Origin of the sequence: Pedobacter fastidiosus, from assembly GCF_014306625.1 — a bacterium.
Classification (GTDB): Bacteria; Bacteroidota; Bacteroidia; order Sphingobacteriales; family Sphingobacteriaceae; genus Pedobacter; species Pedobacter fastidiosus.
Window position 1 is genome coordinate 73,244 of sequence record NZ_JACRYL010000018.1, and the last position, 25,685, is coordinate 98,928.

16 protein-coding genes are annotated in these 25,685 nt (G+C 35.4%); 2 read left to right on the forward strand and 14 right to left on the reverse strand.

What is annotated here, in order from left to right:
• Positions 1-5: 5 nt before the first annotated feature.
• The 12 genes from H7U22_RS17920 to H7U22_RS17975 all read right to left on the reverse strand — a co-directional run bounded on the left by H7U22_RS17920 (position 6) and on the right by H7U22_RS17975 (position 20,534).
• Positions 6-2,477, reverse strand: a complete 2,472-nt coding sequence (locus H7U22_RS17920) for a glutaminase family protein (RefSeq protein WP_187072715.1) — start codon at positions 2,475-2,477, stop codon at positions 6-8.
• 256 nt (positions 2,478-2,733) lie between these two features.
• A complete protein-coding gene (locus tag H7U22_RS17925; RefSeq protein WP_187072716.1) occupies positions 2,734-3,567 on the reverse strand; it encodes a PKD domain-containing protein in 834 nt (277 codons plus the stop codon).
• Between the two features lie 13 nt (positions 3,568-3,580).
• Entirely contained in the window at positions 3,581-5,017 is a 1,437-nt protein-coding gene (locus H7U22_RS17930; protein WP_187072717.1) for a PA14 domain-containing protein, read from the reverse strand.
• Between the two features lie 31 nt (positions 5,018-5,048).
• Positions 5,049-6,752 (reverse strand): alkaline phosphatase family protein, encoded by a 1,704-nt coding sequence (locus tag H7U22_RS17935; protein WP_222621895.1) that lies wholly within the window; start codon positions 6,750-6,752, stop codon positions 5,049-5,051.
• 30 nt (positions 6,753-6,782) lie between these two features.
• Positions 6,783-8,402: a DUF5008 domain-containing protein gene (locus H7U22_RS17940; RefSeq protein WP_187072719.1), complete on the reverse strand. Its 1,620-nt coding sequence runs from the start codon at positions 8,400-8,402 to the stop codon at positions 6,783-6,785.
• 34 nt (positions 8,403-8,436) lie between these two features.
• Positions 8,437-9,165, reverse strand: a complete 729-nt coding sequence (locus H7U22_RS17945; protein ID WP_187072720.1) for a hypothetical protein — start codon at positions 9,163-9,165, stop codon at positions 8,437-8,439.
• Between the two features lie 20 nt (positions 9,166-9,185).
• Positions 9,186-10,709 (reverse strand): RagB/SusD family nutrient uptake outer membrane protein, encoded by a 1,524-nt coding sequence (locus H7U22_RS17950; protein ID WP_187072721.1) that lies wholly within the window; start codon positions 10,707-10,709, stop codon positions 9,186-9,188.
• Positions 10,710-10,720: 11 nt separating this feature from the next.
• Positions 10,721-13,867: a SusC/RagA family TonB-linked outer membrane protein gene (locus H7U22_RS17955; protein WP_187072722.1), complete on the reverse strand. Its 3,147-nt coding sequence runs from the start codon at positions 13,865-13,867 to the stop codon at positions 10,721-10,723.
• Positions 13,868-13,888: 21 nt separating this feature from the next.
• Positions 13,889-14,980: a DUF5007 domain-containing protein gene (locus tag H7U22_RS17960; RefSeq protein WP_187072723.1), complete on the reverse strand. Its 1,092-nt coding sequence runs from the start codon at positions 14,978-14,980 to the stop codon at positions 13,889-13,891.
• 36 nt (positions 14,981-15,016) lie between these two features.
• Positions 15,017-16,126, reverse strand: a complete 1,110-nt coding sequence (locus H7U22_RS17965) for a discoidin domain-containing protein (protein WP_187072724.1) — start codon at positions 16,124-16,126, stop codon at positions 15,017-15,019.
• A 12-nt stretch (positions 16,127-16,138) separates the two neighbouring features.
• On the reverse strand, positions 16,139-17,644 hold the full coding sequence (locus H7U22_RS17970) for a RagB/SusD family nutrient uptake outer membrane protein (protein ID WP_248284792.1): 1,506 nt from the start codon (positions 17,642-17,644) through the stop codon (positions 16,139-16,141).
• A 34-nt stretch (positions 17,645-17,678) separates the two neighbouring features.
• On the reverse strand, positions 17,679-20,534 hold the full coding sequence (locus H7U22_RS17975) for a SusC/RagA family TonB-linked outer membrane protein (RefSeq protein WP_248284793.1): 2,856 nt from the start codon (positions 20,532-20,534) through the stop codon (positions 17,679-17,681).
• A 730-nt stretch (positions 20,535-21,264) separates the two neighbouring features.
• On the opposite strand from H7U22_RS17975, the gene H7U22_RS17980 reads away from it, so the two are divergent.
• The gene (locus H7U22_RS17980) at positions 21,265-22,023 is read left to right on the forward strand and encodes a 5'-nucleotidase C-terminal domain-containing protein (RefSeq protein WP_187072727.1); all 759 of its coding nucleotides are present in this window, start codon (positions 21,265-21,267) and stop codon (positions 22,021-22,023) included.
• A complete protein-coding gene (locus tag H7U22_RS17985; protein WP_187072728.1) occupies positions 22,001-22,939 on the forward strand; it encodes a bifunctional metallophosphatase/5'-nucleotidase in 939 nt (312 codons plus the stop codon). Before H7U22_RS17980 ends, H7U22_RS17985 begins: the two co-directional genes overlap by 23 nt.
• Here the strand turns inward: H7U22_RS17985 and H7U22_RS17990 are convergent, their stop codons facing one another.
• Positions 22,940-24,475 (reverse strand): SulP family inorganic anion transporter, encoded by a 1,536-nt coding sequence (locus tag H7U22_RS17990; protein WP_187072729.1) that lies wholly within the window; start codon positions 24,473-24,475, stop codon positions 22,940-22,942. It lies immediately after the preceding gene.
• A 142-nt stretch (positions 24,476-24,617) separates the two neighbouring features.
• Positions 24,618-25,559, reverse strand: coding sequence for a M23 family metallopeptidase (locus tag H7U22_RS17995; RefSeq protein WP_187072730.1), 942 nt, complete (start codon positions 25,557-25,559; stop codon positions 24,618-24,620).
• Between the last annotated feature and the right edge of the window lie 126 nt (positions 25,560-25,685).

Sequence of the window (25,685 nt, forward strand, 5' to 3'; positions counted from 1 at the left end):
AATAATTATTTTGATAGTTTGTCTCTCAACATTTTCATGTAAAAGCCACCCACAACACTTCTTGCCTTAAAGTTATCACGAATCCCCGTATTTGAATCATAAAAATCATTCAAAGGCACTCTAGAATCTGTTTCAATTGCATGTTTATAAACAGGATGGATAATGGCTTCAAAATCTTTTTGAGTTGGAGCAAAAGTAGCTGTCCATAAAATCCAGTCGTTTTTGGTATATGCCTTTCTGCTATCTAATGGCAATCCAAATTTGTTTTGCTTGGTTAAATAATATTTGGTTTCTGTATCATAAATTTTCTGAGGAAATAAATTTAAACCTAAAACTTTATCCCAAACCAAGTTATATTTTTGGCTCCAGGTATTTTTATCATCAAAAGTTAAGGCATAATGATCGCCAGCTTCAGCCATATCGATCCATTTTGGAACCATGCTTTCTGCAATTGCTCTATATTGTTTAGCAACATCAGTATAACCCAAAGTTTCGGCCATTTGCGCATAGCAGGCAATCCCTACAATTGCCTTTACCGATAAGTTTGCATTACGGGCCAAGTGACCAGCAAAATCATCTGTACACAATTGAGTTTTTGGATCTAAGCCTTCTTTGGTTAAATAATCTACCCAAGTGGTTAATGTTTTCCAGTGTTCTTTTGCGTAAGCGCCATTACCTTGAGCTTTAACAATTGCTGCAGTTAAAATAATCATGTTTCCAGATTCTTCAACCGGCATTGGTTCGCCGTAGGTTTGTCCGTTGGCTAAAGGATAAGTTCCTAAATCGTGTGCTGCCCAAGGGTGAGGATATTTACCACTTTCACTGAAATAGAAAATTCCGTTTAACATGCCCTGAAGCAATTGAGGATTGTAAATTAAGTATAGTGGTGCTGATGGATAAGTAACATCAACGGTATTGATAAAACCTCCACTATTGTTTTCTTTTGATAACCATAAAATTTCACCTTGTGGGCTTTTAACTAAGGTATGTGCTGCAATACTTTGGCGATAAGCCAAAACACAAAGATCTGCATATTCTTTACCGCCAGATTTTAAGGCATCAGAATATAATGATCTGTTAAATTCTTCGCATTTTGCAATTACTGATTTATAATCTGTGGCAGCATCGGTTAACTGCCCTTCCATAGTTTCTTTACCTGAAGTATTCCACCATGGCCTTAAATTTTGTTTAAAGTATTGAACTGAGTAAATTTCATCATAGCCCAACTCAACAAATTTTTCTACAGGAGATTTCCCAACTGAACCGAAAGGAACAACTGTATTAAGCGCCAGCATTTTGCCTTGCTTAGCTGTTGAGGCAGAATTTCCATTTCTAAAGGCATCCGCAGCATCTTTTTCTGTAGTTACAAACTGAATACTGTTACTTGCTTTTGGCGCTGCAACATAAAAATAACCCCAATCAATTCGCATATCATCACTTGCTTTTTGCAGGATTGGCTGTTCTACGGTACCCGTTTTTAGAACTGATAATTGAGCTGTTGCATATTTTGTAGCCGTAACCGCTTGTGTTGGTCTAAAAACCGCTATGCTTGATGATGCGCTTAAGAAAACTTTTACTTGATGTGTTTTACCATCATTCGCATTTACCTGATAAGAGACATAAGAAACTGGCCTTGCTAATATTCCCAAATCTTTAAGCAATAATGGCGAAGTGAAAGTTAATTTTAAATCTACCTTACCGCATGTAAAGTTATAGATGGTTTGAGTAGCATTTAGATCTACACTTTTCTGTTTTGCCAACTGCACTTTCTGTGCGTTGTCTTTTACTTTATTTGCTAAGCCAAAATCAAGAAAACGACCACCAGCTGTATTCAATAAATGAATTACAATGACATTATTGCCAGCCTTTAGTGCATTTTTATCACTGTTACTTAATGCAATATATTGGAAACTACTTGTCCAACCTTCTTTGGTATAAACTTTCTTTCCGTTTAAAAATACTTCAATATTATCATCATGATTAATCTTTAAGAACAATTCGCTAATTGAGGTAGGATTTGCAATATTGAACGATCTTCTTACCCAAATATCATGCGATTTCCATAAAGTTTTAACGTTTTTTGGATCATCACCTATTGGTGCTGAACCAGTTTTCCAGCCATCCGCATTATAATTTAAGGCTTTCCAATCGCCCTGAGGTTCTGTCATTGAATATTTAACTTGATATTCCTTTTCATCAGAAGTTGCAAGAACTGTTTTATAGCTAACGGTTTCTTTACCTAAAAAGCGGTAAATGTTACCATCAACATTAATCATTCCTAAAAGCGAATGATCGGCACCTGTCCAATGTTGGGTTGAGCTTTCGGTTAAATTATCGGTTGTAGACCAGATGCTAAAATTTGGGTTGTGTGTAATTAGGGGATAAGCTGGGGCCTTTCGGTCTTGAGCATGTACCATACTTCCTAACAGTAAGCATCCTAACATGCCTAAAAGTTTAATGGTTTTGGTTTTGTTCATAATGTGTGTTCTGTGAAGATTGATATTTGGTTTTTAACAGCAATTGAGCTAGTTAAACGTTTTACTAAAGTATAAATTATTTATTTATTATAAGCTTTAAATTCTTAAAACCTTGATTATTTGTTTTGAATGGCATGGAAGATTTGTCATCTCATTATTGATATGGAAAAACAAATTTGAGCTATTTAATAATCAAAAAAAATACATGGAGCTAATGCTCCATGTATCTCAAATTGGATGTTAAACCAAACGTTAATTAAGGTTGTTTTTTATTAATTGTCCATTCTGATAATTGGAACAATCGACTACCCCTATTGGCTTTAAAATAAATCCTATAGAATTTATAAGCAATAAAGTTATCGAAATAGTATTTTTTGGTTACATTTCTCTCACCAGAATTTGGCCAAGGGCAAACTGTTACCGTGTGTAAATCTGTGTACTGAATTCCATCTAATGAGCCCTGTAAAATCCAATATCTTGGATCTCTATCTTCGCCATCATTTCCTGATGTTAAAGTATATGCACCAACAACTTGTGGCGTATTAAGCTCGAAGGTACATTTTTGTGTACCATCGAAACCAGCCTGTAAAAATTTGGTTTTAGTGTCACCATCTACCATTTTTTTAGAACCTTCATTAGAATCTGGACCTGCACCTGCCTCTAAGTTAACAGAGTATTTGCCACCAATAGTTTGAATAAAGTTTTCTCCAATTTTTGTTGGATCGAAATTAGGATCTACAATATTTAACAACACCTCTTTAGCGGCAGAGTAACCCTGGCTGTTTCTAGTGGTTAGGGTAACTTTATACTTGCCAGGAAAACGATATACGTGTTTTGGGCTAACGGCTACTGATGTACTGTCATCACCAAACTGCCACAATAAACTCGTATAGTTTGTAGATGATCCTGTAAACTGGTATTCCAAAAACTTTGTCGGACTCGTTACCGTATAATCAAAACCCGCCGTTGGCTTAGGTTCATCAATAACTTGAACCTCTTCTACTGTATCCTTCTTACACTTTACTGTTGTAATTACAATAAGTATTAATAGTGATAGGATACCGAATAATCTTTTTACGTTATTTTTCATATCTAATTAATATTTAAGGTGCTGGGAATAATTGAGATTTTGGTATTACTCTTTTTGACAAAATATTTGGCACTTCAATTTCTAGATAAGCTTGCTGGCCACCAACATTTTCTCGGTGATGTGCCTCTATTTTATAGCGTTTGCCACGTTCTAAAACTATAGTTCCCTTTCTGTAATCCTTATCCCAAGTGGTATTATAATCATTAACTAATTCTACTCCATTTACATATAATCGAGCACCATCATCCCAACGGGTTTGGTAAAAAGTATAAGTTCCACGAACCGGTGCTAAAAACTCACCAGTCCACCTAGAAGCATAATTATCTCTACTTAATTGAACGCCCGCAGTGTTTTTAACACCGTCTGGCCAACCATCTCCACTAAAATTAATTTGCTCATCAATTCTGGTCGCAAATGGTGCACGTCCATCATCGGGATCTAATTGTGTATTGGTATAGTATTTAGCTCTTAAGCCAGTGCCATTTCCTGTGATATATGAGTTATTATCCAAGTTTACGTTAGGATCTACCACGACGATTAACTTACTTTTTGTTGGGTGAATTACATGGTTTGTTGATTGTTGAATATTTAAAGAGAATGCAAATTTCTTATTTGCGATGATATTTGCATCGAAAACTGGCCACGGAATTTGAAGCCTAACAATAGCGCTTGATGCACCTGTAGCAAATCGAACTACAGTATCAAGCGTGTAATCCTTAGCTGCTAAATGGATTGCATCTGCAGGCAAAGTTCCCTTACCAACCAAAGTGGCAATGGTATCTACATTATCTCTAATTTTTATTGTGAAAGCTGATGAGGGTTGATTATCTAAACTAACCACTAACGGAATGGTTACTCCAGCCGGCCCTACAATGTAGTTTCCTTGATATACAACATTATAAGTACCGCCACCATTTAATGTTAAATAGTGCAAGTCAGTAGGTTTTAACAAATCGGATGTGTTAATAATCACCAAGATGGTCGATTTTCCTGGAGCGATTTTATTCCCTTTACCCGGGGCCGAGAGCTTTAATGCAAAAACAATTTTTTTACCATAGTTACGCTCCAATACAGATCTACGAACAATAGCAATTCCTTCACTGTTATCGGTTCCATAAGCAACATTAATTACGTTTGGATATTCTACTGCAGCCGATGGCATCAGGATTGCATTTGTTAATGTTCCATTGTTAATTAATTGGGTAACTGTGTCGTTATTTAAAGTTAAACCCACCTGAAAAGCTTCTTCAGCAACTCCAGTTAACGAAATTTTAAATGGAACTTTAACATATTCGTTATCAATGGAAACATTCCCAGCAACAATACCTTCACCAGTAATGCTTCTACTAGCTGCATCTGGCAAAGCTAAATCGTCTATCTGCGATTTACGACAAGAATAAACACCTATGATGGTTAAACTTAGTAATGCGATGTATATAATTTTTTTCATTTTATGATATTTTAAATTATCAGTTATTCTATTATTGATCTAACCAAACTCGGCCATCCAATCCCCAGGTTTGTTTATTGGCAATCTTTAACCAGTTTATAATCTGTGCTGGTATATCAGATGTTTGAGGAACAAATACAGCTAGTGTTTCTGGTGCTGGCGGGCAAATTAAATCGTTAAAACTTTCCCAAGAATAAGCGCCTTGAAATTTAAAATCATGTCCTTGCGAGCTCAAATCTGCCATAATATTGCCATTTCCATCAGTAGCTGGCCAGTAACCTACCAAGAAATTAAAGTAAGGGTGACTTTGATCAATTGAGGTTTGACATGCGTAGTTTGCAATTACTCCATCAGGAACAGCAAATTTGAAATAACGAATATCACTTACATAAACATCTGGTTCACCATGTCCATTTCCATTTAAGAAACCTAATTTTAAAGGATTTGAATTCGCTAAAGAACCAGAACCTGTAATTTCTACCTCGTTATTATATGATCCATTAGTGTAGGTACGAATAAATCTTTGTCCGTTACGTACTTCTAATTTTACAGATAATGTTGCCCATTTTCCCTTATCAATATTTGCGCCTCTACATTGATGATAATCACCATCTTTAGTGCCTCTCCATTCAAAGTACCAATACGCATCTTCTAAATAGATTACCCAACCCACGCTCGGATGGCCACCCGACCATTCGTTACGTTTACCCAATACACTTGGCCAGAAAAATTTGTCTTCGTTCTTTTTAACTTTAAGTTCGATGGTCATTTTTGTGGTATCTTCGATATTATAAACGTTTGCGTCTACTGCATCAACCTGTGCTCTTACATCCTGCCCTTTGAAGCGAATGGTTTTACCTAAATATCTATTTCCAGTAAAAGGTTTAGTGATGATTCGTTTTCTATAGGTTGGAGCATAATAAATTACAAATGAATTTGCTTTAGGCTGACTGAAAATAGTTTGATCATCTGCATTAGCAGGTAAAGTAAACTGACCACCAGCACTTGATGCAATAACAACTAACCATTGCTCATTATTATAGGTAGGACGCTTTTTTAATGCTGCCAAGATATCACCAACTGAAGTATCAAATTTTTCGATAGCGGTTTTGTAGGCAGGAAAAGAAATATCATATCCAGATGCTGCACCTGCTGCATTAACGCCAGTAAAATGACCAACTACAACAGATGCTGTATCGCTTGTAAGATTGGTTACAACGGCAGCTTTAACAGCATCATCATCAGCTAGTAGATTACTAATGTCTGCTCCTGTTGTTAAAGATTTAAATACCGTTGATGAGGTGTAGGTAACAATTTTTGATTTTGCGCTTGTTTCTTTTATCCTTTTAAATATAATTGGATAATTCTGTAAGTTATTATTTGTTAAGGCATCATCTATAATTTTATGCTTCTCTTTCTTTACACCAGTTAGCATATTTGCCCAATTGGTTGCATTTGCTGTAGATGCAGGATCACTTAATCCCACCCAACTGTATATAGAGTTTGGCAAAATCGCATCTATATTTGGCGTGTTTGCATCCAAAACCGATTGGCCTCTCGCTCCATCAACAATTAGGTACAAAACCTTTCGGTTTCCAAACTTTACAGTTGTGGTATCACTTGCATTCTTATCTCCAATTGTTCTATCGAAATCTTTATTGCAAGAAAATATGGCCGTGGTGATTATTGTTGCGATTAAGCCAATCAATAATTTATATTTTTTCATCATGCTCATCTTAATTTATATTTTGGTTAGCTTAATCTATTATTCGATGGTAACTCTAATAATGTTGTATAATGGTTGATTATCAAAGCGATCAAAACCACCAATCAACAATAGTGCTTTTTTTCCATCAGCCGATTTGGTTTCAATTACATCAGATAGGCTACCATTAAATGGACCAGTTGAATTATAACCTGAAGCCAAGCTTCCTGTTGGAGTTAATACCATAAAACCATTTCTGGTTATGTTATTGTATTTCTTAAAATAACCGCTGACTACAATTAATCCATTAGTAAGTTGTTTTGCAAAACTAGCTTGCCCACCTTCAAATGATTTAGAAACAAATGATTCATCTAGTGTTCCATTATCATTTAAAACCGCAATACCAATTGCTACTTTACCATTGTACTGGGTGAAGTTACCTGTGATTACATATTTTTTTGTTGTTGCATTATACGTACATGAGCCTATGGTATTATCTGCTCCAGTACCTGGGGTAAACGTTGGATCGATGCTTCCATCCGAATTTAATCTAACGATTCGACTAGCGGGTTGACCATCAAAAGTATTGAAAGCACCAAACACCACCAATTTTTCTAACTTATCTGCATCTGTGTGCATATAACTATCAATTGGTCCATTGGCACCCTCTTTTCCCTTGTTGGTTGCGGTATTAAAACGGAAGGTTTTATCCAAACTACCGTCTAAATTAAAGCGCACAACCTGACGAATTTCAGTACTATCTAATATAACGGTATCTCTTGAGAAATCGTAATTAAATTTATCGTATGTTCTCTTAACATAGTACCTAAAATCGCCTGTTGCTAAAATTTTTCCTTGATGCGCATATACACGATTAATATAACCATTGGTTCCACCGTTAAATTTAGGAAACCATTTTTGAGTAACGGTATCGGTTAATGTAGGTTTCTTTTTAGTTTGAATTTTGATTGTATCAATGGCACCGCTTGTAAATAAACTAGTAATGTTACTTATGTTTTCTGTGCGTTGATTAAAGCCGCTAAAACCACCAACAATAATAAAACGACCACCAATTTCTAACACCCTTGATAAGCCCCCATTCGAACCTTTTCCAGTACGGAAGGTACGGTCGTACTCTCCATCAGCTGATGTTCTGGCTATTCTGTTAATAGGAACAACGCCACCTTTGTTGTCATAATTTGTAAAATTACCTAGAATTAAATCTCTACCGTCAACCATTTCATAAACCTGACTTACGTAACCATTGGTTCCTGCTGTAGCTTTGAAAGTTGGATCGACTTGTATAAGACCGGTTACGGTAAAAAGTGGGCCTATAAATAACTGATCACCTATGGAAATTGAGGTTACACCTGTACTACCAGAAGCTGGTACTTTCACCGTAATTGCGGTTGCGGTAACACTAACAACTTCGGCCTTTTCGCCGTTAAACATAAAGCTCAATTGATCTTTATACTTATCGAAACCAGTCGCCTTTATCGTTACTGTTGTACCAACAATACCAATTGCAGGTACTGGAACATCAGTTTGGGCAATGGCCACACCAAGTGGTGATTTTGCATCTGCATAAGGATCTGGAAGTGCTTCTTCTGCCTTTTTACATCCTTGAAAGCTAAAAGCTAGTAAGGCAATTATTGCGAGTATGTATTTAATTTTTTTCATTTTTTTAATTTCTTAAGGTAAACCTAATTAGGTTTTAATTTGACGGATTAGAAGGGGTTAAACCAGTGTAATACACATCACTAAAAAAATCGAATGTCGCAAATCCAAAGTACCCACCATTATAGGCTAAAGTATGTACCACACCATTTGTAGGTTTAATATCAGACGATGCTACCGGATTACTTAACCAATTATCATTTGGTTTTGAAGCATCAGGTATGTAAGTTAAAACCAACTGGCGATAACCTATATATTTAATATTATTTGCCGTAGCATAGGTTACACCAATATTAGAAATATTACCACCTAATGAATAGTATAAACCACCAGGATAAACGCTTTTAACATCAAAATCAATTTGTTGGTAATCCTTAAGTTTGTTTACACCTTTAAACATATAGCGTTGTAAATATTTTTTCCAAATTACGGGGCTAATCTGATCTAGCGTTTTAACAGTATCCTTACCAGAATAAAATAGAAAATTATTTAAACCTCCAGTTTTAAGGGTTCCTATTGTTCTTTTAATTACATCGTCATCAAATGCAAAAAATGTAAAATCATCTTTTGTAAATTCACTTTCCATGCCTGCTAGTTTTACAATTTTGGCTACAGTATCAAAAGGAACTTTTTTAGATTGTAAATACTGAAGCATGTTACCTTGAAAATTAGGATCTGCCAAACCACCATCACGGTAATATTCATCTCGTTTGCAAGCATTTAATATTAGCAGTAAAGCAGCACAAGCAAAAATTAGCTTTTTCATATATCTTTTATTATAATATTTTAATTACCACCATTAACCCAATAATCATTCAATTTCATGTACGGGTTGTTGTTTAACGCATTAGAGCTAATTGGCCAGGTCCAAGCACCACGACTAAATTTATCTGCTGTAAGCACATTATAACTCCACTGGCTACTCAGAATGCGTTTAGTTCTTACCAAATCGAAATAATGATGCCCTTCACCAATAAGTTCTCTAGATCTTTCGAAGAAGATAAAATCTTTTAATTCGTTACCACCGCCACCACTATATTTTGATGCCTGTGCACGATCTCTTACTTTGTTAACCATTGTTATTGCTTCAGCATCTTGACCTAAGTTTGCAAGTGCTTCGGCATACAACAATAATTCGCCTCCATATCTAAAAATCATGAAGGTATTATCTGGGTTAGCATCTTCCTCACCAGTAATGAAAGAGTTTTTTGCAAATTTCAACATCATAAACTTTCCGTTATCTGTAAAAATATCTTCGTTAAACCAAGTTGCTATTCTCTTATCACTCGCATCTTGAAAAATCTTCTGCATGTATTCACCTCTATAATAGGCAAAGCTTACACGGTGTGTATATTCTGGTCTTTTGTATGGATAATGCAAAAACATATCTGCAATTGGCGCAACGTTCAAAACTGCATCACCATAGTTAATACTTTGGTAAAACTCAAATAAGCTTTCATCCGAGCGGCCTTTAATAACTGATGCCCATTCGGTAAGTGGTAATAATCTATAAGCATTACTACCCACTAATTCTTTACCCAAATCTGCTGTGGCCTGATTGTATTTATTTGCATTGGCTCCATCGAAACCTGCATTCCACATGTTCATTTCCATCATTAAGGCAATAATACTACCTCTATTAGCTCTCACACCTTTCAATGCAGGGTCTGCATAAGTAAATGGAATTTGGCTTTTGTAGGTATTTAAATCAGCGATACATTTATTTAATACCGAAACAAAGTTTTCGCGAGGTAATGCAGTCGAATGAAATGCATCAGTATAATAAACAACATCTCCATATAACCTTACCATTGTGAAATAGCAAAGTGAGCGAATAAAGGCTGCTTCGGCTTTGAACTGTCCTTTCTCTGAATCAGATATTCCGGGAATACCTTCATCTAATTTTGAAATTAAGATATTAGCACCTTGTATTACTTGATAATAGCCATTCCAATCTGTTATTCTACCAAAATTGTAAAAGTCCCAAGGCTGCCCACCTCTAATCAAACCTAATATATCGTTTCTGCCAAGGTATTCTACAAACTCACGTGCTGGCGCTAAATCTGCCTGACTTTCATGTAAAACCTCGCCAGATCTATATTCTCCAACAGCACCAACATAATGTGTTTCGTTCATTTTACCGAAAGCAATTCTCGATAAATCATAAATATTGGCAACAACATCTTCTTTCGATTGGAAAAAATTATTTCCCGTTAATTTATCTAAAGGCTGTACGTTTAAAAACTTTTTACATGCAGGCAAGCAAAATGATGCTGCAATAACTAAAGTATAAATGATAACTTTTTTCATAATAATATTTTTTAGTTGCCTGTATTAAGTTCTAAGTTTAAACCAATATTATAAGTACGTGGTACAGGGTATCCGTTAGAAATATCGCGACCTAAAGTGGTTACGTTTTCTGGATTCGGACCGCTGTATTTAGAGAATGTAATTAAGTTATTGGTTGAACCAAATACTCTTAAATTGGCTAGTCCAAATCGGCGAATTAACTTCTTATCGAACATATAAGAAAGGGTTAAGTTGTTAATTTTCAAGTAAGAACCACTTTCCTGCCACAAAGTTTGATCGGCTCTTAATGGCTGAACAGCTCCATAACGGCTATAATCATAAGGGTATGGGTATTTTGCATCGTCGCCTGGTTTCATCCAGATATTCAAATCATTTAAAGGCACAACGGCGTTTAATGCATATGGATCTCTCATAATAGCAATACGATCTGCCAATGCATTATTTAAAATAGTTCTATCTGCGGTATAACTTGCGTAAACATTTAAGCCCCAGTTTTTATATCTCATTGTAAATGATAAACCACCAGTAAACAACGGCTGCGAGTTTCCTGTTACTTCGTAATCTCTACCATCTAAAATATAATCACCATTCACATCTTTCAACCTTGGATCGCCTGCATTAAAGAAAGTACCATTTGTTTGGTATCTTTTTCCGGTGACCGGATCAGTTGGTACATCGCCATCAGTTGCGTACACACCTTGGTTTATGCGTAGATAATTTGATAAAGTATTTCTGCCTACACGGTAAACAATGTGCTGCAAATATGCCGAACCATCAAAACGAATGTATTGTCCGTTATATTCTTCAGGAAGTTTTAATAAAACATCTCGGTTATAAGCTCCATTAACAGAGAAAGATAAATCGAAATCTTTTGATGAAATTGCCTTAATATTTAAGCTAAGCTCTGTACCATAATTTGCAATACCCAAATCGTTACTCGCTAGGCGAGAGAAACCTGTTGTATTAGATAAAAAACGATCGAACAATAAGTTATCAACCTTTTTAAAGTAAGTATCAAACACAATCGAGAATCTGTTAAAAAATCCTAAATCGAAACCAAGGTTATACTGACTTGTAGTTGTTGGTTTTAAAGATGGATTAGGAACCAAATCATAGTTGATCCCAATGGTTTGCGTATTGTTAAAATTACCATTTAAGTTATAAATACCATAAATACTTTGAAGATTACCCGTTGGTGCGATATTTTGACCCCAGGTTAACCTGATACTACCATAGTCTAACCATTTTTTATCAACCAACCAGTTTTCTTTATTGAAATTCCATCTTAAACCGACTGATGAGTTTTTTGAATATGGATTTTCCAAACCACTTGATGAGGTACCATCCAAACGGTAAGAAAACTCAGCAACATATTTTTTATCAAAATCATAGGATAATGATCCTGCGAATGATGCAATAGTTGCATTTCTATAGTTACTTAAAACACCACCACCTCTTGAATAAAAACCATCATAACCAACCGGCCCTTGAAGCTGATCGTTCGGGATTCTTTCTTGTTGCGTTGCTGTTGCTTGTGCGCCTTGTTTATAAATCTCATTAAATGTATTTACAAAGAAATTGTGTTTCTCACCTAATGTTTTAGCATAAGTGATTGAGTTTCTATTATACAATTGGAAATTTCTACCTGAATAATCATAAAGTTTTGCAAACTGACCATTGGCTGCTGCTGGCGTAAATGTAGTTTCAGTATCTGAAGTATAATCGTAACTTAAGGTAGATGAAGCCGCTAAACCTGGAATAAATTCGTAACGAGCATCAATATTTGTACGCAAATTTCTGGAGTTGTTATCGTTCAAAGTTTGTAATGCAGATAACACACCGCCAGATGCTTGATAAAAAGATGGTGGAGGCAAAAGTGTAGATGCCTGTCCATTGGTGGCTACACCAGATTGAAGTAAACCTGCCCCATTACCTTTATTTTGCTTACCAACTGAACCGTTAACAAAACCAAAAAATCTAAATTTATCGTTCGGTTTAAACTCCATGTTCATGTTTAAGTTATAACGATTGTAACCTGTATTTTTAATTACACCCTTTTCGGCATAATAACCCATATTGGCTTTGTAATTGAATTTTTGATCACCACCATCTAAAGCCAAGTTATGACTTTGGTTATAGGTAGTTTGATAAAACACATCTTGCCAATCGGTAGAGTTATTCCAGTAAGCGTTTAAACTATCTGCCAAAAAAGGTGTATTACTAATCTGTCTGATTTGGTTAAGATTTTGAGCGTTTAATATAATTTGCTGAATTTTTAATGCTCTTTCTGAATTACCGCCTAATGTTTCGCGTAATTTTGGAGGTGCATTAACAAAGAAATTGGATACGTATTTAATACGAGGAATTTTTGAGTTACCTCTTTTTGTAGTAATAATGATTACTCCATAAGCACCTCTTGATCCATACATGGAGGTTGCCTGTGCATCTTTCAAAATCTGAATATTTTCAATATCTTCTTGAGGGATCAATGAAAGTGGGCTAACACCTGGTCCTTGAGTTTGAAAACCAAACTCGGCTGCTTTATCTGCATCCAAAGGCACACCATCAATAATATATAGTGGGGAAGTTGGTTGCAAAAACGAATCGTTACCACTACCAGAAATGCTTAAGCTAGAAAGACCACGAACTTGAACTGAACCCCTGAAACCTGGTGCTCCTGTATTGTTCTGAATATTTAATCCCGGTACTTTACCTTGTAAAAGTGTTTCGATATTGGATACTGGTATATCTGATACATCTTTACCGGTTAATACAGTTACTGATCCTGCTGTGGTTTCCTTAGGTCTGTTTTGATAAGCAACAATAATAACCTCACTCAAATCTTTACGATCTTCACTTATTGTAACGGTAATATTTGTTTGATCGGTAATTTTTACAGACGCAGTATTGTAACCTAAAAACTTGAATAATAGTGTTCCTCCGGTTGGCACATTAGCCGAAAATTTACCGTCGCCGTTAGTTTGAGTTAGGCCTTTATTTGTAGCTTGCAAAACAACAGAAACACCCGGAACCCCCTGTTTAGTTTCTTTATCGATAACCCTACCATTCACAATAATATTTTTTTCTTGCGAATAGGCATTGGTACCACATATTATACATACAATAAGTAATGTATATAAAAGTATATTTCTTTTCATAATATTAGCTTTATTGATCAACTATTCGTTAGCAAATTTTGGGTTCTCTGTTTTGAAATAAAATACTATTTCCCAGTCTCCTGCTTTGTAAATTGCAAAGTCGATCCCGAAATTGGCTACCGTACGGCCACCACCAAAACCTAATCGAGAATAACTTAACTCTACTTTCGCTCTTGAACCTCCAGTTGCATACGATGTTGGAATTTCGACCAATGGAATTGGATAGGCCACATCGTATTGAACATATTTATCTGTCATTTGCATATTGAAACCGTGGATCATTTTGGCCCAAACGGTTTCGTTAAACTTCTTAGGATCAATTGGTAACGAATCTTTGCCCAACACCACAATACGTAACGTATGGCCATTGCCTCCAGAGGCTAATGGACGGATGTAAACAATCGCATCCTTTTTATCATTGTTACTTACTAAGTTTAAGTTAGAAGTAGCTCCGATTACGTTATTTAAATAAGGGCGGATATAATCTCTAAGTTTTTTATCAAAAGGAAACTTCGGATCAGGAGCAGGCAAACCTGTAAATGCGTTAAAGTCATTAGATGGTTCATAAGGGCGCTCTCTATAAGGTCTAATCTGAAAATCCTTAATCAATCTTTCTCCACCAGTATTTTTAACCTTAACATCAAAAAAGCGAGTATCTTGAGATAAGTTAGTACTATCTGTTGGGCGTGGTTTTAATATTTGATTAGTTGCAGATGGCCACAAAATGAATTCTCCAGAAGAACGCATTTCGAATATCTGATGCGTTTCAATTTTTCTTTTGGCTTCAATTTCAGCAAGACTTTTTTCCAATCCTGTGTAGGGTGCAGTCCAAACATAGGTTGGTGCTGTAGCAAAAAGATCGGTTACGGGTTTTCCATCTCCAAACCTCGCATTTACAATTTCAAATGTGATTGGATTGGTTGAATTATCGCTATTAAAGCCACCTATCAGATTGGTTCTGCCAATTATCGGCTCAAGAATTTTATTGCTAAAATTCACATTATTGCTTAAATAATCTTTCTCATCGGGCAAATCGAAAATCTTTTTACAGCCACTAAAAGTTATAATGGCAAGTAATGCGACAACGAAATATTTATTTATGATAGGTTTCATCCGAGTATTTATTTTAATGTTTCTATATCGCATCACTTATTTCGTTTTGTTTATTGTAAACTCTGCCAATTGGAAAGTTCCACTATTTCTTAATTCGGTAATATCAATGCGATAAAATTTATAAGCTACAGTGTTGGTACATCTAAATACTTTTTGCTGATATCTTTCTTCAAAGAAGAAGTTAGATCTTCTATCAAGCTCTACCCAATTTGTACCATCCATCGAACCTTCGTAAGTCCAAGCTTTTGGATCTCTTTCGTTCGCATCATTTGCCGATGTTAGTGTGTAAACCGATGAAACTGCCGGTGTTTTAAGTTCGAATCTCATCCACAACTCTCCTTGCAAATCGGCTAGGAACTTGGTATGATCATCCCCATCAATTACTTTTCTAGAATTTTCTCCACTGGTTAAACCTCCACCATTTTCGCGGTTTGATGAAAATATACCACCAATTTCTAAATACAAGTTTGGTGGTGGTGGTACAAAAGTTAGTCGGGTTACAAATTCATTGAAGCCAAAAACATGATCGGCACTTATTACGTGTACTACGCCATTTTTAGTTTTGATGTTGTTTGATGATGTTGTACTGGTTGCCCAATTGCGAACAAACTTGCTTCTTTTGGTATTATCAAAATTGATGACTTCCGGACCTGCAGCAACTTGACCAGATGCAGAACTTTTAGTGATGCTAGCGTGCATAGGATAACCTATATGTACGCTGCTTAAGTTTAAACCGTCTTGAAGCTTTAAAGAATCCGTAGTTTTCTTTCCTCTGATAATGTAATAAGAGGTCATGGTATCCAATTGAACTGCATCAATATTGGCTAGAAAAAGAGGATCCTTATCTGATTGTCTTCTAAGTGTATTAAGATTTCGCAAAGCCAATTGAAAACTTGGGTTGGTTACTGCAAATAAGGTTACGTTACTATCAGTTAAGGTCTTTTTTAAACCCATTCTATCAATAGCTACGATTAATGAATCGAAAACACCCGGCTTGCTTTTCAAATACTCGTAAGTATTTCCAGTAAACGTTACATTTTCTTCTGGTGCTTCGTAAAATCCTCCATTCTTTTTACAAGCTGTGTTTATTATAGTGAGCAACAGTAAAATTGCTAATGCGCTCATGTATTTTTTTGAATTTTTCATATCCTTTTATAATTAGCGCCAGTAAGCATTTTGGGTTAATAAACTATTCTGAGACATTAGCTTTCTTGATACCGGCCAATAAATTCCACCAGAATTAATGAGATTCATGAACTTGGCATCGTTTTGTTTAATCTTATTGTAGCGAATCAAATCGTACCATCTTGAGCCTTCTCCCAATAATTCGCGATGACGCTCTTCGAAAATCAATTTGAGTATATCATTCGTATCAATAGAAAAACCGTCGTCATATCTTCTAACCATTACGTTAAGCAATTCAGTTAAAGCACCATTTTGATCACCCAAAACTGAAAGTGCTTCAGCTCTTAACAACACAATATCTTCTAATCGGGTAAAAATTAATGCGCTGGTGAAGTATCTGAAGTTTGGATCGGTTCCACCACCTTGAATTACCTTGATTTTACTAAAGATTGGATACTTTCCGTTTAAGTTGGTAATATATCTTCCATCGTATCTAGCCTGACCCAAACTATCAACAGCAAATCTTTGATCTTTTGCAACATTGAAGTATTTTAAAATTGAATCTTTAGGCAAATAAATATCAGGTACTGATTTAGTTGTAATGGGCTCAGCTAAAGTTAATTCTTCAATGTGCCCAGTTGATGAACCATCCACGTGGCCATAATCGGAGTTGAAGCCAAACATTTGTCTGGTATTTTTATTGTAGAAAAACCCATTAGAATTTGATAAATCTGTACTGGATGTGAAACCTCCACCACTTCTTCCATAGTTATCTTCTACAAATTTGGCATATTTAGAAACGTTGGTATAATCACCATTCCACGCGGCTAAATGAGCCAAGATTGCATAAGCCGTATTCTTTGTTGCTAAAGCACCACCCCATCTGGTAGAATTTTCATTATAATAATCACTTGGTTGTTGAACATCGCCTCCACTGTAAATAAAAGGAAGATCTATAGATGCTTTTAACATTTCTTGTTCTGCCCAGGCTAAAATTCTAGCCTGACTTTCACGCGGTTTATTAGTAAAGTTTCCTTCATCAGAAGAAGTAATAAAAGGAACATCACCCCAAATTCTAACCATGTAGAAATAAGCAAAAGCTCTTAAAAATCTCGCCTGTGCAATATCAACAGTCATGTTATTGGCCGTATAACGCTTATCTGTTTCCTTTACGTGAGCAACATTTTCTAAAAAAACGTTTGCTCCGTTTACGATTGCATAAAACCTTGTCCAATCTGACAGCGATTCGATTACAGGGTAAGAAGCATTTAAATTGTTGCCGATCACGGCTTTTAAATCTTGGCGTTTCGGACTTAAAAACTCTCCTGTTCTCACATCACCATAAATCCAGTGTCCATCATTATCTGATAAAGCGGCACGCGTTAAAGCGTAAACACCTAAGATTCCAGATCGAGCATCCTCCACTGTATTCCAAGCATTTTTTTCACCCACTACTCTGGTAGAGTCGGTTTCTAAAGCTTTATTACAGCTAGAAAAGGCAACCAAAGAAATCAGAAGTATGTATAATATATTTTTCATCTTGCTTGATGTATTGTTAGTTCTTGTTTCCATCTTATAGCTCCATTTTAACCCCTACTGTGTATGTTCTTGGAATTGGCTGACCATATCCTGTATCAATTCCATCATAACTTACCAATTCAGGATCCTGGCCAGTGTAAGGTGTAATTGTGAAAATATTGCTCACTGAACCGTACACAAATAATTTGCTGATTTTAATATTTTTCTTTTTAAGCAAATTGCCCAGTTCGTAACCTAAAGACACTTGTCTTAATTTTAAGAATGAAGCATTTTCCAAGAAAAGGTCTTGATCTGCACGATATGGAATTACCGTACTCCACGGGTTATAAAGTGGGTATTTTGTATAATCGCCACGTTTTTCCCAAAAAGTAATTTCTTTTACCGAAGTGATGTCCGTATTACCTTCGCGATTAACGAAATCGAAACGGTTAGCCATTTCCTGGTTAATTAACTTTCTACCTAGGTTAAAATAAAGGCTTGTACCAAGACTCCAGTTACCATATTTAAAGTTGTTATCAAAACCACCAGCAACTGTAGGTAAAGAATGCCCTTTTAATACCTTATCATTGTCGTCTATAGTATTATCTCCATTTTGATCTTGCCAACGTGGATCACCTGCTTTTAAAACAATTCCTTTATATTTTAATTTTTGGCCATTAACCACAGGTACCTCAGCATCTGAATTATAAATTCCGTTGTTAACCAATAACCAATATTGATCTACCGGTTGGCCAACTTTTAAAAATCTGTTCCCAATAACCAATTGATCTAAACCTCGTGGCAATGCTTTTAATTCGTTTACATTATGGTTTAGGTTTAGCGCAGAATTCCAAGAAAACTTACTTCTAGAAATTACCTGACCGCTGATGGTTAAATCGACACCCATATTATTAACAGACATTCCACTTTCGATAGATTGCTTATAACCATATTCTGCAAATGCTGGAATACCAATTAATTGATTTTTTTCAGTTTTACTATATACATCTAGCGATACATGCAGGCGATTTTTTAACATAGATGCATCAGCACCGATGTTAATTTGATCTGAATACGACCAAGGCACGCCATAACCTACCCAACCAAATTGGTAAGTACGGGTTAATACACCAAATGCGTTATATCCTGGAACAGTTAAGTTACCAGTGTAACCTACAGAAGCGGTGTATTGTGGTCCTTGAGCATAATTATCGTAACTAAACGGACGACCCATTCGGCCCACACTCGCACGTAATACTAAATCATCAATCCATCTACTATCTTTTAATAATTCATTTTTTACGTTCCATGCAGCAGAAATGGTTGGCGAATAAAACCAACGACTTGTTGGTTGCGCATTCGAAGAACCATCTAAACGTAATATAGCAGAGAAGAAATATTTATCGCTGAAGGAATAATCTGCCTTTCCATAAAATGACAACAAATTATCTTCAGTTTTATCAACAAAACGGTAACTCAACTCTCTTGGGAAAGCCAATGGAGTTAAGTAATTAGGCGCATTAGGATCAGATTGCAATAAGTTAATTTTGATGTAATCGTTTACACCTTTATAAGCGTAAGCGTTGTTATACTTATAAATATCCCATTGCATAGATTGCCCTAACTCAAAATGAAAATCATGAATTTTATTAAGATTTAAATCATAAGTAGCTTTGTTATCCATCATTAATCTTTGGCTGAAACCATAATAATTAGATGCATAGCTATTACCCTGCAAAAGCGTTCTTGCATAGAAAATATCTCTATAGCCCTCACTATAATCAGCATTGAATGATGAAGTAATCTTAAATTTACCGAAAGTTCCCTCTAACTTTGCGTAACCTTGGATACTGTTTGTTTTGTTATCATCAAAACCTTTGGAATAGGCATCTATGTATGAAGCGTAATAATCTTTATTAGGAGAAAGTGGTGCACTTAAATCTGGAAAATAATTTATTTGTGCAAAACGATCGCGAAGAGATTTATTTCTATTGCGATTTAACCTATTGGCATTAATCATGGTTGAGAATAACAACCATTTTGTCGGCCTCATATTAATATTGAAAGTTGCACTGTAACGATCTATACCCGTTTGATCTGCTACACCCTCGCTTTTGGTATTTCCTAAAGCAAATCTAAAATTCGCTCTATCCGTTCCGCCCGAGAGTGAAAAGTTAACACCATAAATCAAAGCATTTTTATAGTACAAATCTGTCCAATCAGATTTACCACTATATACATTATTTAACGAATCACTTAAATATACCGGATACTCTTCATCATCAGAATATCTACCATTAGTAGTATAAAGATCGTAAAAGCGTTGTCTAAACTCATTTTCGTATTTACCATTAATCGTATTTACAAATGGTTTTTGAACCATTCCTATATAAGAATTGAAAGATATAGAGCGATATTTACCAGCTGCTGTTTTAGACGTTAAAACAATCACGCCATTTACGCCCCTTGGACCATAAATAGCAGTTGAAGCTAGATCTTTCAGTACTTCTATAGAAGCAATGTTATTTAAATCGATACCTGCCAATAAGTTGGTTGCAGGACCGATTCTGTTAAAGTCAAATTGTTGCGTATCGAAAGCAAAAGGATGCTCACGCACCAATGGAATTCCATCTAATACAACAAGAGGTTGCGCATCATAAAGATCCTTTTTAGATAAAAGCGGCATTGGAGCGCCCCTAATGAACATATTCTGAATAGATCCAGGTTCGCCAGATGGCTCTTGAATATACAATCCAGCGTAATTTCCTTTTAAATTTTGTTGCAAAGAAATTGCAGGAAAGATGGATAAATCTTTCGTGTCTTTTTTAACTCCACCAGCAAGTCTGTTGTAAAGAGTTTTAGATTTAATTTGTGCTAAACTGTCTATTCTCAACGAATCCTTTTCCGGCAAATTTTTGTTTTTTGTCGTGTCCTGAAAGAGAGAATAATTAAATGTTCGGCCTGTGTTAGGCTTATTACTAATTGCAAAGCTTGATAAAACGTTTAACGTTAGCGCGGCAAAAAGCACAAGGCACACCCCTAAGTATCGCATAGTTAATGGATCTTTAAATGGTAAAAAAATGATTTAAGAAAAATTTATTTTTTTGGAAACAGCAAAGTATGTGGCAGAGTAAAAAGAATGGTACTTCGACAGTAGTAGTTATAGATTCTCATAATTTTGTATTTGGTTAAATCAAATATATATATATACTAAATCGTTTTAACAATAAAAAGTCATTTTTATTAAAAAAATATCAAAAAGTTACTTATGTTATATTTTTGACAATTAAAACAAGGTAATAATATCAAAATTTTAAATAATTAGAGGTATAGTTGAGATATGTCCCTCTAACAATTAGCCATATTTATGTATTTTTTCTGTTCGAACATAATAAATTCGACGGTTTGTTGTTGAGCGAAGTAATACTTAGTAAAACGTTTAACCTAAATAGGAATATTTATGAGCTTTATCACCATCATTCAAAACATAAAGGAAGTAAACCGCTGAACCGTAAAATCATACAGAAGCCAAATACCATTTTAGTGCAAAATTTAGTAGCTGAAATAAAATATCCTATCAATTTGGATACAGTAATCTTGGCCAGCAACAAATATTTTATATTTATGGCAGATTATTCACAATGACTAAAAAAAATCTTCAAGGCTGGCAAGCCTTATTATTTCTTCCTGTTGCTTTACTTATATCTTGTAAATCGCATTTCGATTTGGTTAAGGCAAACCGCCAACAATACAATATCAACACTAATGTTTCTGCAGATTCTGCAATAATTAAAACCTATTTGCCTTACAAGCAAAAAATGGATGCAGAAATGAATGCCGTAATTGGTAAAACCGATACCGTATTATTTAAAGGTAAAGGTGCCGAATCTACTTTGGGTAATTTCTTTGCCGATGCCTGTTTAAGTGAAGGTAAAAAGATCGACCCCAATATTGATTTTGCCATGCCAAGTACCAATGGCGGTTTAAGAAACAGCTTACCAAAAGGAAACCTAATGCTTTCTAACGTTTTCGAATTAATGCCTTTCGAAAACGAACTCCTTGTTTTAAGGCTTAAAGGAACAGATCTTCAGGAGATATTAAAATTTATAGCTCAAAGTGGTGGTCAGCCAGTTTCTGGGATTACCATGAACATTAAAGATAAAACTGCAACTGCAGTAATGATTGGTGGAAAACCATTCGATTTAGGCAAAACATATTCAATTTTAACGTCTGATTATATTGCTGGCGGAGGCGATGATTCTTTTGGAATGCAGCATCCAATAGAAAAAAAAGTGTTAGGCCTAAAAGTTCGAGATGCTCTGATCAAATACATAAAAAACCAAACTAGCGAGGGAAAAATTATAACTGCAAAATTAGATGGAAGAATCACTAAGAATTAATCGACGCAAGTTTATAAAAGCTGGAGGTATTGCCACAACTATGTTGATGGTTGGTAATCCATTTGACGTTTTCGCAAAAGGCGAAATCAAAAAACTAACCATTCTCCATACCAATGATGTGCACAGCAGAATTGAACCATTCCCGATGGATGGCGGAAAGATGCAAGGATTGGGCGGTGTAGCCAAAAGATCAACCTTAATTAAGAAGGTTAGATTAGAAGAAGAAAATGTTTTGTTGTTGGATGCTGGCGATATTTTCCAGGGCACACCTTACTTTAATTTATACGGTGGAGAAGTAGAAATAAAACTGATGAGCCAAATGGGTTATGATGCTGCAACTCTTGGTAACCACGATTTTGATAACGGCATAGAAGGTTTTTACAAACAGTTACCAAATGCAAACTTCCCGATTCTAATTAGCAACTATGATTTATCGAATACGATAATGAACAAATCTACACTCCCTTATAAAATATTTAAAAAGGGAGGCTTAAAGATCGGTGTTTTTGGAATCGGTATAGATTTGGCCGGCTTGGTAGAAAAAAAGAACTATGGCGAAACCATTTATCAAGATCCCATCCAAAAATCAAACGAAATCGCCGAGCGCTTAAAGCATGATTTAAAATGCGATTTAGTTATTTGCCTTTCTCATTTGGGATACAGTTATCGAGAAAATAAAGTATCAGACAAGGTACTGGCCAAACAAACAAAAAATATAGATTTAATTATTGGCGGTCATACGCACACCTTTATGGCAGAACCCGAAGATATTTTAAATTTAGATGGAAAAATTACCACTATAAACCAAGTTGGTTGGGCAGGAATTAATTTAGGAAGGATAGATTATTACTTTGAAAAGCAAAAAGGCAGCATGACCAAAACATTCGGCAAATATGAAATTAACAATACCATTTAATTAGCGTTCTGTCGCAATGCGATAGGATGGGTCTTCAATTATATTCACATCAATTACATCATCTGCATTTTTAAGTAATCGCTTACAATCTTCGCTTAAATGTAGAAGATGGAGTTTCTTATTTAAGGCTCGGTAACGTTCGGTAAGTTTATTTAGCGCATCAATTCCAGACATATCAAAAACACGACTTTCTTTAAAATCGATAATTACGTTTTGAGGATCTGTGGAAAGATCAAATTTTTCATTAAAAGCAGCAACAGAACCAAAGAATAATGGACCGAAAATTTCATAATGTTTCGTGCCTTCTGCATCAATATATTTCTTGGCTCTAATTCTTTTCGCACTTTCCCATGCAAAAACCAATGCCGAAATGATTACTCCAACAAGCACTGCCAAGGCTAAATTATGGAGCCAAACAGTAATTACCGCAACCAAAATGCCGACAAAAATATCTTGTCGAGGCATTTTATTAATTACTTTAAAGCTCATCCACTCAAATGTTCCAATGGCAACCATCATCATAACGCCTACCAAAGCGGCCATAGGAACTCTTTCGATTACTGGTGCACCAATCAAAATAATCAAAAGAATTGTTAGGGCAGCAATAATACCAGATAATCTTGCCCTTGCTCCTGCCGAAAGATTAACCAAAGTTTGAGCAATCATCGGGCAACCACCCATGCCGAAAAAGAACCCATTTAAAATATTTGCAGTTCCCTGTGCTATACTTTCTCGGTTAGCATTACCTTTTGTTTCCGTAATTTCATCAACCAAATTTAGCGTAAGCAATCCTTCTGTAAGTCCTACGCCAGCCATTATTAATCCATAAGGAAAAATTATTTTAAGCATTTCCCAATTTATCGGAACTTTAGGAATATGAAAAGGCGGAAAGCCACCACTAACTGATGCAATATCTTTAACGAGTTTGGTATGGATTCCAAAGCCAAAAACTAAACCGAAAACCACAATTATGGCTACAAGCGAAGCTGGAATTGCTTTTGTAATTTTTGGCAACAGCAATACTATTGCAATGGTTAGAGCAACCAACCCAAGCATAATCCATAACGGCGAACCACTAATCCATTCTGTTTTGCCATTAATTATAGTCTTAAATTGCTCCAACTGCGAGATAAAAATAATTACAGCCAAGCCATTAACAAACCCAAACATTACGGGTTGCGGCACCAAACGAATAAATTTGCCGAGTTTGAATAGACCTACAATAATTTGAATAATTCCTGCCAAAGCTACAGCGGCAAATACATATTCAATACCATGCGATTTCATTAAAGCGATAATTACAATTACCGTTGCGCCTGCTCCTCCGGATATTAAACCGGGCCTACCACCAAGAACGGCAGTAACCAAGCCCATAATAAAAGCAGCGTATAAACCCACCAATGGTGGAAAACCACCCAAAATAGCAAACGATAATGATTCGGGAATCATAGTCATTGCCACCGTTAAGCCAGCAAGGATTTCAGTTTTATAATCTATTTTTTTGGAGAAATCGAAAAGTTGCAAATAAGGCTTCATTAAAGTTTGATGGGATTTAAAGATTGCAAATATCAAACTTTGACGCGAGAATATCGCAAACTATAAACTTTCGATTTTTTTATAAAAATAGCAGATCCGACACAATCTTCTTATTTCATGAGGTAGGTTAACGACAATTAAATTACTTAATTTCTTGTTTCAGTTCCTTTTTGGAAAACTCCTTTTTAATTATTTCTGGATTACAAAGCGCTGTATATTCCTTTTGTGGAATTAGAATAACGTCAGAACCCTCTGCAGTTTGGAAATGTGGTGTGATAAAACCGTATAAGCTTTTCGTAGTTGCCAAAGTTTTGTTTTTAGTACTTTCAAAATCTGCTGATTTTAAATAAGAAACCATCAAAGAAATAGAGTACCTAGTATTATTATACATTTTTGTATTTATCCCTAATGTATTGCCAGGAAAAACAGTCTGACCGATTTTAACTAATGTACTACCTTTTTTAAAACCTCTATAGGTAGCCAACGTTCCATCCGCATGCTCTATAGTAATTTCGTTTGTTCTACTGGAAAACGCAACTCCTTCAGATGAATTTGTTTCATATAAATCAATTACGTTGATCACGATTCCCTTTCTAACTGCAGTAACAGTATCTTCCTCTTTTGTAAAGAAAGTATATACTTTCCAATCGTCTGGCGTTGTATTTCCGAAATAAGTCGCATTAACAAAGCTAGATTCTGCAACAAACAATTTAGAACCATTTTTACAAGGCAACAAATACAAAAAATTGGGATCGTATTTCGGTTTTAGCTTACCTTTTATGTAACTGTAATTATAGGAATATCCAATTCCCTGCTCTTTATTGGTTGGGGTTAAGCTGGTCAATCTGCCTGAATATCCTTTTATAGTAAACAGTTGTTCATTTTGACCGTAAGTATTCGTCAAATTTGAAAACTTCATAATTACGGTGTAGGTTCCTGGATCTGTTTTATCGAAACTGAAATCTACGGTTTTGTTCGTGTTTTCTCGTTGAGTAACCTTTACAGAACCTTCTTGTGCATTTGCAGATTGGGAAGAGCAATATGCCATGAGGCCAATTATTGCCAATTTTAATTTAATTTTCATGAGGTTGAAAGACGTTTGATTTGATTGCAATTTAGACATATTCTTTAATAACAAAAAGCGCTTTCCGGTTTCCCGGAAAGCGCTCAAATATTTCATCACTTTGTCGGCTACCAGTAAATACCGTAA

Coding starts and splice junctions, on each gene's coding strand:
- H7U22_RS17935 (WP_222621895.1), bottom strand. CDS start 6,752: ATGAGCATGATGAAAAAATATAAATTATTGATTGGCTTAATCGCAACA.
- H7U22_RS17950 (WP_187072721.1), bottom strand. CDS start 10,709: ATGAAAAAAGTTATCATTTATACTTTAGTTATTGCAGCATCATTTTGC.
- H7U22_RS17980 (WP_187072727.1), top strand. CDS start 21,265: ATGACTAAAAAAAATCTTCAAGGCTGGCAAGCCTTATTATTTCTTCCT.
- H7U22_RS17985 (WP_187072728.1), top strand. CDS start 22,001: ATGGAAGAATCACTAAGAATTAATCGACGCAAGTTTATAAAAGCTGGA.
- H7U22_RS17970 (WP_248284792.1), bottom strand. CDS start 17,644: ATGAAAAATATATTATACATACTTCTGATTTCTTTGGTTGCCTTTTCT.
- H7U22_RS17965 (WP_187072724.1), bottom strand. CDS start 16,126: ATGAAAAATTCAAAAAAATACATGAGCGCATTAGCAATTTTACTGTTG.
- H7U22_RS17930 (WP_187072717.1), bottom strand. CDS start 5,017: ATGAAAAAAATTATATACATCGCATTACTAAGTTTAACCATCATAGGT.
- H7U22_RS17925 (WP_187072716.1), bottom strand. CDS start 3,567: ATGAAAAATAACGTAAAAAGATTATTCGGTATCCTATCACTATTAATA.
- H7U22_RS17955 (WP_187072722.1), bottom strand. CDS start 13,867: ATGAAAAGAAATATACTTTTATATACATTACTTATTGTATGTATAATA.
- H7U22_RS17940 (WP_187072719.1), bottom strand. CDS start 8,402: ATGAAAAAAATTAAATACATACTCGCAATAATTGCCTTACTAGCTTTT.
- H7U22_RS17920 (WP_187072715.1), bottom strand. CDS start 2,477: ATGAACAAAACCAAAACCATTAAACTTTTAGGCATGTTAGGATGCTTA.
- H7U22_RS17960 (WP_187072723.1), bottom strand. CDS start 14,980: ATGAAACCTATCATAAATAAATATTTCGTTGTCGCATTACTTGCCATT.
- H7U22_RS17995 (WP_187072730.1), bottom strand. CDS start 25,559: ATGAAAATTAAATTAAAATTGGCAATAATTGGCCTCATGGCATATTGC.
- H7U22_RS17990 (WP_187072729.1), bottom strand. CDS start 24,475: ATGAAGCCTTATTTGCAACTTTTCGATTTCTCCAAAAAAATAGATTAT.
- H7U22_RS17945 (WP_187072720.1), bottom strand. CDS start 9,165: ATGAAAAAGCTAATTTTTGCTTGTGCTGCTTTACTGCTAATATTAAAT.